This window comes from Mesorhizobium sp. M4A.F.Ca.ET.022.05.2.1, assembly GCF_003998845.1.
Classification (GTDB): domain Bacteria; phylum Pseudomonadota; class Alphaproteobacteria; order Rhizobiales; family Rhizobiaceae; genus Mesorhizobium.
Window position 1 is genome coordinate 1 of sequence record NZ_RZOJ01000214.1, and the last position, 10,197, is coordinate 10,197.

At 62.8% G+C, this 10,197-nt stretch carries 10 protein-coding genes and 1 pseudogene; 5 read left to right on the forward strand and 6 right to left on the reverse strand.

The annotated features are described in order from the left end of the window. The 3 genes and pseudogenes from EN745_RS37120 to EN745_RS21475 all read right to left on the reverse strand — a co-directional run. Positions 1–134: pseudogene (locus EN745_RS37120) on the reverse strand (HPr kinase/phosphorylase); the annotation flags it as partial. 14 nt (positions 135–148) lie between these two features. Next, positions 149–1,933 carry a sensor histidine kinase gene (locus EN745_RS21470; RefSeq protein WP_126057114.1) on the reverse strand — a complete coding sequence of 595 codons (1,785 nt, stop codon included), beginning with the start codon at positions 1,931–1,933 and terminating at the stop codon, positions 149–151. Between the two features lie 151 nt (positions 1,934–2,084). After that, positions 2,085–2,786 (reverse strand): response regulator transcription factor, encoded by a 702-nt coding sequence (locus EN745_RS21475; protein ID WP_126057113.1) that lies wholly within the window; start codon positions 2,784–2,786, stop codon positions 2,085–2,087. Positions 2,787–3,126: 340 nt separating this feature from the next. On the opposite strand from EN745_RS21475, the gene EN745_RS21480 reads away from it, so the two are divergent. From EN745_RS21480 to EN745_RS21500, 5 genes are all read left to right on the forward strand, one after another. Continuing rightward, positions 3,127–4,737, forward strand: a complete 1,611-nt coding sequence (locus EN745_RS21480) for a phosphoenolpyruvate carboxykinase (RefSeq protein WP_127422205.1) — start codon at positions 3,127–3,129, stop codon at positions 4,735–4,737. An 81-nt stretch (positions 4,738–4,818) separates the two neighbouring features. Next, positions 4,819–5,256 (forward strand): alternative ribosome rescue aminoacyl-tRNA hydrolase ArfB, encoded by a 438-nt coding sequence (gene arfB, locus EN745_RS21485; RefSeq protein ID WP_126059277.1) that lies wholly within the window; start codon positions 4,819–4,821, stop codon positions 5,254–5,256. A 99-nt stretch (positions 5,257–5,355) separates the two neighbouring features. After that, entirely contained in the window at positions 5,356–5,976 is a 621-nt protein-coding gene (locus tag EN745_RS21490) for an alpha-ketoglutarate-dependent dioxygenase AlkB (RefSeq protein ID WP_126057111.1), read from the forward strand. Positions 5,977–6,136: 160 nt separating this feature from the next. After that, a complete protein-coding gene (locus EN745_RS21495) occupies positions 6,137–7,261 on the forward strand; it encodes a phosphatase PAP2 family protein (RefSeq protein WP_127422206.1) in 1,125 nt (374 codons plus the stop codon). A gap of 302 nt (positions 7,262–7,563) precedes the next feature. Next, complete coding sequence (locus EN745_RS21500) at positions 7,564–8,619, forward strand: phosphatase PAP2 family protein (protein WP_189363114.1); 1,056 nt, start codon at positions 7,564–7,566, stop codon at positions 8,617–8,619. Between the two features lie 50 nt (positions 8,620–8,669). Here EN745_RS21500 and coaA read toward each other — a convergent pair whose 3' ends face one another. The 3 genes from coaA to EN745_RS21515 all read right to left on the reverse strand — a co-directional run. Further along, on the reverse strand, positions 8,670–9,629 hold the full coding sequence (coaA, locus tag EN745_RS21505; RefSeq protein WP_126057108.1) for a type I pantothenate kinase: 960 nt from the start codon (positions 9,627–9,629) through the stop codon (positions 8,670–8,672). 24 nt (positions 9,630–9,653) lie between these two features. Then, positions 9,654–9,977, reverse strand: a complete 324-nt coding sequence (locus tag EN745_RS21510; RefSeq protein WP_126057107.1) for a phosphoribosyl-ATP diphosphatase — start codon at positions 9,975–9,977, stop codon at positions 9,654–9,656. 8 nt (positions 9,978–9,985) lie between these two features. Continuing rightward, positions 9,986–10,197 (reverse strand): HisA/HisF-related TIM barrel protein (locus EN745_RS21515; RefSeq protein ID WP_245487784.1); only part of this gene is annotated, 212 nt, incomplete at its 5' end.

The following is a 10,197-nucleotide window of genomic DNA, read 5'->3' on the forward strand; positions in this document are numbered from 1 at the left end:
CGGCAATGGTCGATCAGCGTCAGCGCCAGAGTTGTCTTGCCGGCGCCGGACGCTCCGGTGATAAGGACGCCGCGCTCGCCGATCAGGATCGCGGTTCCGTGGATGTTTTCAGGCTTTGCGGCAGGTTCTGGCATGACTGCGTCAGCGATCAACCTTCGGCCGGTAGCGTTACCACGAAGCGCGCGCCCTTGATCTCGCCGGGCTTGGTGCCGGGGATGTTCTCGGCCGTCAGCGTGCCGCCATGCGCCTCGACGATCTGGCGGCTGATCGACAGACCGAGGCCCGAATTCTGGCCGAAGGCTTCGCCGGCCGGACGGTCGGTGTAGAAGCGCTCGAAGATGCGGTCGATGTTGTCGGCCCGGATGCCCGGTCCGTTGTCGTCGACGGTGATGATGTTGAGCTTGCCGGCGCGCGCCAGCGAGACGGTGATGTGGCCATGCTCATCGGGAACGAAGGAGCGGGCATTCTCGATCAGGTTGGTGATCACCTGGCCGATCCTCAGATCGTGGCCGACGACAACATAGCCTTTGACGCCTTGCGGCAGCTTGGCCACCTTGAGCTCGATCTCGACCGCCTTCTTGTTGCGCGTCGTTTCGCGCGAAACCGCGATAAGATCGGTGACGAAGGTCTTCAGGTCGACCGTTCCCGCATCCTCGCGTGCGAGCTCGGCATCGAGGCGCGACGCGTCGGAAATGTCGGTGATCAGCCGGTCGAGGCGGCGGACATCGTGCTGGATGATCTCCATCAGCCGCGCGCGCGAATTCTCGTTCTTCGCCAAGGGCAGCGTTTCCACGGCGCTGCGCAGCGACGTCAACGGGTTCTTCAGCTCATGCGAGACGTCGGCGGCGAAGCTCTCGATCGCTTCGATGCGGGCATAGAGCGCGTTGGTCATATCGCGGACGGCGATCGACAGATTGCCGATCTCGTCCTGGCGGTCGGAGAAATCGGGGATCTCCTCGCGGCTCTTCACCCCGCGCCGCACCCTGACCGCGGCAGCCGACAGCCGGCGCAGCGGATTGGCGATCGTGGAGGCGAGCAGCATCGACAGGATGGCGGTGACAAGCGCCGCGATGCCGAAGACGCGCAGGATCGCCTTGCGCTCGGCGGCGACGATCTTGTCGATGTCGCCGCCTTCCGTCGACAGCATCAGGACGCCGAGCACGGCGCGGAAACGCTGGATCGGCACCGCGACGGAGACGATCTGCTCGCCCTGCTCGCTGATGCGCACGATGGTCGAGGGGCTGCCGGTCAGCGCCTTGACCACTTCCGGAAACGCCGCGCCGTTGCCGCCCGGCTGTTCGCGATAGACCGGCAGGTCCTTGTTGCGGAAGAAATCGAAGACGAACTTTTCGACACGCTCGACAAGGCCCGGCTGCTCATCGTCGACCGGCGGCAGGTCGTAGCGCAGGATCTGGCCACGCGAATAGAGATGGCGCGAATCGAGCAGCAGATTGGCGTCGCGGTCATAGATGCGGGCGCGTGTGCGCGTCGGCGAGATCAGCCGCCGCAGCACCGGGGCGACGCGTTCGGGATTGATCGGGAAGTCGAGATTGTCGAGCTGGTCGGAGCCAGGGCCAAGGCTCTCGCCTGCCTGCAGCTCCAGCAGCTTTTCCGGATCGATGCTGATCGAATCGGTCTCCACCGTCGCCGAGGCCGCGATCGCGCCGGCGATGATCTCGCCCTGCGTCATCAGGCTTTCGACGCGGGCGTCGATCAGCCCGTCGCGGAAGGTGTTGAGGTAGAGGATGCCGGTGACCAGCACCGCCAGGCCGGCAAGGTTGAGGAACAGGATGCGGCGGGTCAGGCTGGAGAAGATGTGATGGCCGAGGAAACGGCGCATAGGCACCGTGATCCTCGACAGGAATGACGGCAGCATCCTGGACGGCCGCCTGACCGCGCCCGCCCTTCTGTTCCGCTCTACGTCGACTGCCATCGAATAGCAGGTCCTGTTTAGTGAGTAGGGGTTAGGCAGTAGGCAGTAGACAAATGCTTGGCTGGGACCGGGGCGATCTATGAGTGCCCGCGGGGGTGCCATTCAGGACTGACTAGCGACTAATCCCCACTGCCTACTGCCCATTCCCTATTCACGCCTCGCGGAACCTATACCCGACTCCGTAAAGGGTTTCGATCATCTCGAAGTCATCATCGACGGCCTTGAACTTCTTGCGCAGCCGTTTGATGTGGCTGTCGATGGTGCGGTCGTCGACATAGACCTGCTCATCATAGGCCGAATCCATCAGCGCATCACGGCTTTTTACCACGCCGGGCCGCTGCGCCAGCGAATGCAGGATCAGGAATTCGGTGACGGTCAGCGTCACCGGCTCGCCCTTCCAGGTGCAGGTATGCCGCTCCTGGTCCATGACCAACTGGCCGCGCTCCAGCGAGCGGGCCTGCTGGCTGGGCTGCTTGGCGGCCGCCTCGCGCGCGCTCGTGCGCCGCAGCACCGCGCGCACCCGCTCGACCAGAAGGCGCTGCGAGAACGGTTTGCGGATGAAGTCGTCGGCGCCCATCTTGAGCCCGAAAAGCTCGTCGATCTCGTCGTCCTTCGAGGTCAGGAAGATGACCGGAAGGTCGGATTTCTGGCGCATCCGGCGCAAGAGTTCCATGCCGTCCATGCGCGGCATCTTGATATCGAGGATGGCGAGATTCGGCGGCCGAGCCGCCAGGCCTTCCAGCGCAGACGCACCATCCGTGTAGGTTTCGACGCGATAGCCCTCGGATTCGAGGGCGATCGACACCGATGTCAGAATGTTGCGGTCGTCATCGACAAGCGCGATTGTTGCCATTTCAAGCGGCTCCCTCATGAGCTGTCCCTTCTTTCGTCGAGAAGGGGCTTTTGCAGGACAAATTAGGTACAAAATGTGGCATAGGCTCCGCGCAGTGTCACGCACAGCGTGCCGGCGGCCGCATTCGCACCCCTACGCGGATTGGACGAACAACGTTTGCCAATCCTTTGGGCAACCACTGTGATTTTTTGCACATATAAACGATTTAAACAACTTTCAAATTTTTTAAATCGATTAATGATTTGATATCATTTGCCTTTTCTGGTTCTGAGCCACTCAGCCCCTACCGGGCTCCGGAAATCCACCGGTCAGACGCGGCAAATCCAGAGAGGAGCATTTGATGTCGGAAGCCGGCACACGCAACCCCGCCTGCGCGATAGACGCGATCGGCCTTAAGACCACGGGCACGGTGCGCTATAATTTCGGCGCCGCCGCGCTCTACGAGGAGGCGATGCGCCGCGGCGAGGCCAGGCTGACCGCGGATGGCGCCCTGGTCGCCGAGACCGGCCAGCATACGGGGCGCTCGCCCAGGGACAAATTCGTCGTCCGCGACGACGCCACCGAGCCGCATGTCTGGTGGGACAACAACAAGGCGATGTCGCCGGCCCAGTTCGATGCGCTGCTTGCCGATTTCCGTGCTCATGCCGCGCACAAGGACCTCTACGTCCAGGATCTGGTCGGTGGCGCCGACACCGACCTGCAGCTGCCGACCAGGGTCATCACCGAATTCGCCTGGCATTCGCTGTTCATCCGCAATCTCCTGATCAGGCCCGAACCGTCGCAGCTTGAGCATTTCGTGCCGGCGATGACGATCATCGACCTGCCGTCCTTCCGCGCCAATCCGGCCCGCCACGGCACCCGCACCGAGACGGTGATCGCTGTCGATCTGACGCGCATGATCGTGCTGATCGGCGGCACTTCGTACGCCGGCGAGATGAAGAAGTCGGTGTTCACCGCGCTCAACTACCTGTTGCCGGCGAAGGGCGTGATGCCGATGCACTGCTCGGCCAATGAAGGTCCGGCCGGCGACGCGGCCGTGTTCTTCGGCCTCTCCGGAACCGGCAAGACGACGCTGTCTGCCGACCCCTCGCGCACGCTGATCGGCGACGACGAACATGGCTGGGGCCCGCACGGCATCTTCAATTTCGAAGGCGGCTGCTATGCCAAGACGATCAGGCTTTCGGCCGAGGCCGAGCCGGAAATCTTCGCCACCACGCAGCGCTTCGGAACGGTGCTGGAAAATGTCGTGCTCGGCGCCGACCGCGTGCCGGATTTCAACGATGGCAGCCTGACCGAAAACACGCGCTGCGCCTATCCGCTCGACTACATCCCCAATGCCTCGAAGACCGGCCGCGCCAGCCATCCCAGGAACATCATCATGCTGACTGCCGACGCTTTCGGCGTGATGCCGCCGATCGCCAGGCTGACGCCGGCGCAGGCCATGTATCATTTCCTCTCCGGCTATACGGCCAAGGTCGCCGGCACCGAAAAAGGCGTCACCGAACCGGAAGCGACCTTCTCGACCTGCTTCGGTGCGCCCTTCATGCCGCGCCACCCGTCCGAATACGGCAACCTGCTGCGCGAGCTGATCGCCCGCCACGGCGCCGACTGCTGGCTGGTCAACACCGGCTGGACCGGCGGCGCCTACGGCACCGGCCGCCGCATGCCGATCAAGGTGACGCGGGCGCTGCTCGCCGCCGCCCTCGACGGTTCGCTGAAGACCGCCGATTTCCGCACCGATGCCAATTTCGGCTTTGCGGTGCCGGTGGCGGTTGCCGGCGTTGACCGCGCCATCCTCGATCCCCGCTCGACCTGGGCCGACAAGCCGGCCTATGACCGGCAGGCGGCCAGGCTGGTAGGCATGTTCGCCGCCAATTTCGAGAAGTTCGAGGAGCATGTCGACGCGACCGTCATGGGCGCCGCGCCGCGCCTGCAGGAGGCAGCCGAGTAACGTCGGGCACGTTACCGCCGTCAAAGGCCCGGCTTCCGCCGGGCCTTTTCTTTTTTGCGCTGCCGCGTCATGACTGCGCGCATGAATGCCGACGACAAGATCATCATCGCCGACGAAGCGGTCATCCACCCGGCCGATTTGCACGAGGATTTCATCCGCTCCTCGGGCCCCGGCGGTCAGAACGTCAACAAGGTGGCCACCGCCGTGCAGCTGCGCTTCGATGCGGCGAATGCGGCGGGTCTGTCCGAGCGCGTGCGCGAACGTACCCTGAGGCTTGCCGGCCAGCGCGCCACCAAGGACGGCGTCGTCGTCATCGAGGCCGGGCGCTTCCGCACCCAGGAGCAGAACCGGGCCGATGCGCGGGCGCGGCTGACCGCGCTGGTCGCCAAGGCGGCCGAGCCGCCGCCGCCGCCGCGCAAGAAGACGAAGCCTTCGAAAGGCGCCGTCGAGCGACGTCTCAAGACCAAGGCCGGGCGTTCCACGGTGAAGAAGCTGCGCGCCCGGGTGGACAACGACTGAGGTTAAGCCGGCGCAGAAACCGCGACAGCCGCTTTCGGGTCGCCGTCCTTCCCCATTGGTGGCATGCTCGGGCGCGCTAACCGGATCGAACGGAAATCCATGCTCGTTTTGCCCAAGGGTGTCCGCCATATGCCCGGCTACCTGCCGCGCCCGGCGCAGGAAGCGCTGGTCGAAGAGATCAGGAAGGTGGTGCAGGCCGCGCCCTTGTTCGTGCCGGCCATGCCGCGCACCGGCAAGGAAATGAGCGTGCGCATGACCAATTGCGGCCCGCTCGGCTGGGTCACTGACAAGGAGCGCGGCTATCGCTACCAGCCGACCCACCCGGTGTCGGGCTTGCCATGGCCGCCGATTCCCGATGAGCTGCTGCAATTGTGGCGTGAGGTGGCGGCCTATCCGCATCCGCCCGAAGCCTGCCTCGTCAATTTCTATTCGAGCGACGCCAAGATGGGCCTGCATCAGGATCGCGACGAGCAGGACTTTTCCGCCCCCGTTGTCTCGGTGTCGCTGGGCGACGATTGCCAGTTTAGGGTCGGCCAGACGACGCGCGATGGCGGCACCAAATCATTTCGGCTGAAAAGCGGTGACGTCGTCGTGCTTGGCGGCGAAGGCCGCCTCTGCTTCCACGGCGTCGACCGCATCTACCCGTCGACCTCGGCCCTGCTGAAGAATGGCGGCCGCATCAATCTGACGTTGCGGCGAGTGACGATGCCCGCGCGCTAACCGAATCTACAGATTTTTCTCCTAGAGCAATTCCAGGAAAAGTGCGCAGCGGTTTTCCGTCCGGAATTGCGTCACAACAAATACCCTAGGGCGGGTCAGCGATTCCATAGGCGCTGAACCGCTCTAGAGACGCCAAGGCATTGCCGTCGGGGTCGGGACGATGACAGATATCAGTTTGGCCTTCCATAGACTGCCGATGATATTGAGGGGAGCGGCCCAGATCGTTCGCAGGGATTCGGCCCTCTATCTGTGCATTGTGATCTATACTTTGGCCGGCCTGGTGTTTCTTAACGCGATAGGCGCCGCCGACCTGGCGGCATATTCAATATATTTCGGGCGATGGACCTTTCTGAACTGTCTTATACTGCCCACTTTTGCCATCCTTATCGACCTGCTTGTCATTGTACGCCGCTTTGATACCCGGCGTCGCCTTGCGGCAGGACGGATCTTTTCCACCTCGCGGTTGGCGTATTCGGCCTCCGGCTTGTGCCTTCTCATGGCGCTCATGATCTTCCAGGGCACATTCACCTCGGTGAAAAACGGCATGCCGGTCTGGCAGGGCGGTTTTCCATTCGACGTGGCGCAAGCCAACATCGACGCCTTCCTGCATTTTGGCGCTGATCCGTGGCGCTGGCTTTACGCGGTAGCTGAAAATGATCTAGTTCGCACCGTAGTCGAGTGGAATTACAACGTTTTCTGGTTCCTGCTGAATTTCGGCGCCCTGTTCTTTGTCGCGACGTCGCCCATGGCGGCATCGGTTCGAACGCGTTATTTGGCCTGCTTCATGGCGGTCTGGATCATCGTCGGCAATGTGCTGGCCGCCCTGTTCCTGTCGGCTGGTCCGGCATTTTACGGCGCGGTGACGGGCGACGTGGCCCGATTCGGCGAACAGCTGGCGTTCCTGGCCCATGGGGCCGCATCGCGCAATTCCGCTGTTACCTATCAGCAGTATCTCTGGTCGCTGCACGAGGCCAGGCAGGCGGGTTTCGCCTCGGGCATATCGGCGTTTCCCAGCGTGCATGTCGGCCTGGCAATGCTCAACGCGCTGTTCCTGCGCGAGTACGACCGCCGTCTTGGTGCGCTGGCGTTCCTCTATGTCGTGTTTGTCGCGGTAAGCTCGGTTTACCTTGCCTGGCACTATGCGATCGACGGCTATGTCAGCGCCGCCGTGACGCTCGTCGTCTATGCCATCGCGCGCAAACTGATCCCCGCCGATCCCCGACCGGCGCTGGATATGCAGACCGCCACCCTCAATCGGCCAGAGGCGGTCGTCACGGCTTCTTGACGCTGGCGAGGATGCGCCGTCGCGGCCAGCCATGGTTTCGGCCGTCTATTCGCAAGCTGCCAAGATGAGTTCCCTCGGGATCGCCGGCAAGGATGGTTCCTCACTTGCAGATCCATAAAATTTGAAGTTTCTGAAAAGACGCGGCCATTCCTGAAGCGGTATTTTCAATTTCGAACTTACTATTCTTTAAAAGACGTCATGCCATACCGGGGGCAACGATTGCTCGGGGTATCGTCCTCTCCATGTCTTCTACCGAAATAGGGCAGCATTTCTTGCGGTCAGCCCGGTTTCCGGTGTGGCTCTTGCAAGAGAACCGCCGCAATGCGGCGCTTTACGGGACGATCGCCGCGTTCGTCCTTGTCACCATGCTGGTCGCGACGATCAGGGGTGATTCGATCCTGCAACATGTACTGGAGTATGCAGGCCGCCTCTGGCACTCCTTTCTGTTGCTGAGCTCAGCCATTGTCGTTTGGATCTGTTTCCGCGCGCTCGTGCAGGGCCGTCACCAGTCCCCGGTCAGCTTCGCGGCGGCGAGCCTGAAAGCCTTGCTGCTGTCGAGCATGCTTGCGCGGTATTTCTACGCCAGCGCCATATTGGCGCTCTTCATGGCGGCCTTCCTCTATAACAAGACGATGATACCGGTTGTCGCTCCCTTCCAATGGGACGAAACCTTCTCCCGCTGGGATTCGGCTCTCCTGGGCGGCTATCAACCTTGGCAAATCCTCCAGCCGATGGTCGGCATGCCATGGATCACCCTTGTGTTCGACATCACCTATACCTTGTGGGTGCCGATGGTCTTCCTGTTCTGGGCGGGCCTGCTCGCCAGCCCGCGGGTCCCGGAAGCGGTCCGCGTCCGCTACTGGCGGGCGACCGTCGCCTCCTGGATCCTGATCGGCCTGGTCATGGCGACCATCTTTTCCTCGGCCGGGCCTTGCTACTTCGCGGACGTCGTGCCGGGAACACCCTCGCCCTATGCCGGTCTCATGAGTTACCTTGACGACGTCGCCGCCAGCTATCCGCTGTCGTCAAACTTGACCAGGGATTTCCTCTGGCAGGTCTATACCGGCCAGGTCGACCTGCCCGGCGGCATTTCCGCCATGCCCAGCATGCACAACGCGCAGGCGGCGCTGTTTGTGGTTACCGCATACTCCATCGATCGCAGGTTCGGTCACGCCATGCTGGCCTTCGGCGCTTTGATCTTCTTCGGCTCGATCCACCTCGGATGGCACTACGCGATGGATGGGATCGTCGCCATTCCGGCGGCGCTCGCCATCTGGTGGGCCTGCGGAAAGTCAGGACGGGTGAAACGATTAGGCTTCCTGGACGGCCGGTCTACTGATCCTCTGGAATCCGCCTGACTTTCGGAGCCTGGCAAGAAGAACAGCGAGCACGCTCGCAGCGAGGCGGATCACAGCTTCCGCAGGGCCACTTCCTCGACCAGGTGGTTGGCGCCCTTGCGCAGGATGAGATCGGCCCGCGCCCGCGTCGGCAGGATGTTCTCGCGCAGGTTCTTCAGGTTGATGTTGGTCCACAGTCCTTCGGCGATGGCGCGCGCCGCATCCTCCGACAGCTGCGAATAGCGGTGGAAGAAGGAGTCCGGATTGCGGAAGGCGGTTTCGCGCAGCCGCATGAAGCGCTGGATGTACCACTGGTGGATCAGCTTCTCGTCGGCATCGATGTAGATGGCGAAGTCGAAGAAGTCGGACAGGAAAGGCACGATCTTGCCGTCCCTCGGCAATTTGCCCGGCTGCAGCACGTTGATGCCTTCGAAGATCAATATGTCCGGCCTGTCGATGGTGACGAATTCGCCAGGAATGACGTCGTAGGTCAGGTGCGAATAGACCGGCGCGCGGACATTGCGCTGCGCCGACTTGATGCCGGACAGGAACCGGAGCAGCGCGCCGACATCGTAGCTGTCTGGAAAGCCCTTGCGCTCCATCAGATTGTCGCGGCGCAGGATCTCGTTGGGCAGAAGGAAACCGTCGGTGGTGATGAGATCGACCTTCGGGCTCGATGGCCAGCGCGCCAGCAATTCCTTCAAGACGCGCGCCGTGGTCGATTTGCCGACCGCGACCGAGCCGGCGATGCCGATGATGAACGGCGTCTTGACCACGTCCTGCGCGTTGAAGAAGGCCTGGCGCTGCCGGAACAAGAGCTGACTTGCCTCGACATGCGCCGAGAGCAAGCGGGAAAGCGAGAGGTAGATGCGCTTGACCTCTTCGAGATCGACCGGGTCGTTCAGCGACCGCAAGCGGTCGATCTCGTCCTCGGTCAGCGTCAGCGGGGTGTCGGCGCGGAACTGCGACCATTGCTCGGCAGAGAAGAAACGATAGGGGGAGTATTTCTCGGTAGGAGCAAGCTGATCCATCGAGTTTCCTGCCCTCCCTCGCGGTCAGCCCTTGGGCCGCGACGCCTTTTCGGCAACGCCCGAGCGGCCGGTGCGGCCCTCTAGCTCCTTCAGCACCTCGCCCAGCGGCACGCCGGCGATGCCGAGAACGACCAGCCAATGATATATAAGATCGGCGCTTTCCGAAACGAGGCCCTGCCTGTCGCCGCGGATGGCTGCGATCACCGTCTCGACGGCTTCCTCGCCAAGCTTCTGCGCCGCCTTGTCGATGCCCTTGGCAAACAGTTTCGCCGTCCACGAGTCCGGATCGCCGGAATGGGCGCGTTCCCGGATGGTTCTTTCCAGATCGGACAGCGAAAACTCAGTCATTTCGCCGTTTAAGCCCGTTGAACCGGCGAGTCCAGCCGCATCGGCAGCCCGGCCCTGGCCATATGCGCCTTCGCTTCGGCGATGGTGTAAGTGCCGAAGTGGAAGATCGAGGCGGCAAGCACGGCACCCGCATGGCCGTCACGAATGCCTTCCACCATGTGGTCGAGCGTGCCGACGCCACCCGAGGCGATGACCGGCGCGCGCACGGCATCGGCGATGG

Excerpts from the sequence above, each read along its gene's own strand:
- EN745_RS21490 (WP_126057111.1), top strand. The coding sequence starts at position 5,356 with ATGCTCGTTTTGCCCAAGGGTGTCCGCCATATGCCCGGCTACCTGCCG.
- EN745_RS21475 (WP_126057113.1), bottom strand. The coding sequence starts at position 2,786 with ATGGCAACAATCGCGCTTGTCGATGACGACCGCAACATTCTGACATCG.
- EN745_RS21510 (WP_126057107.1), bottom strand. The coding sequence starts at position 9,977 with ATGACTGAGTTTTCGCTGTCCGATCTGGAAAGAACCATCCGGGAACGC.
- EN745_RS21470 (WP_126057114.1), bottom strand. The coding sequence starts at position 1,933 with ATGGCAGTCGACGTAGAGCGGAACAGAAGGGCGGGCGCGGTCAGGCGG.
- coaA (WP_126057108.1), bottom strand. The coding sequence starts at position 9,629 with ATGGATCAGCTTGCTCCTACCGAGAAATACTCCCCCTATCGTTTCTTC.
- arfB (WP_126059277.1), top strand. The coding sequence starts at position 4,819 with ATGAATGCCGACGACAAGATCATCATCGCCGACGAAGCGGTCATCCAC.
- EN745_RS21480 (WP_127422205.1), top strand. The coding sequence starts at position 3,127 with ATGTCGGAAGCCGGCACACGCAACCCCGCCTGCGCGATAGACGCGATC.
- EN745_RS21495 (WP_127422206.1), top strand. The coding sequence starts at position 6,137 with ATGACAGATATCAGTTTGGCCTTCCATAGACTGCCGATGATATTGAGG.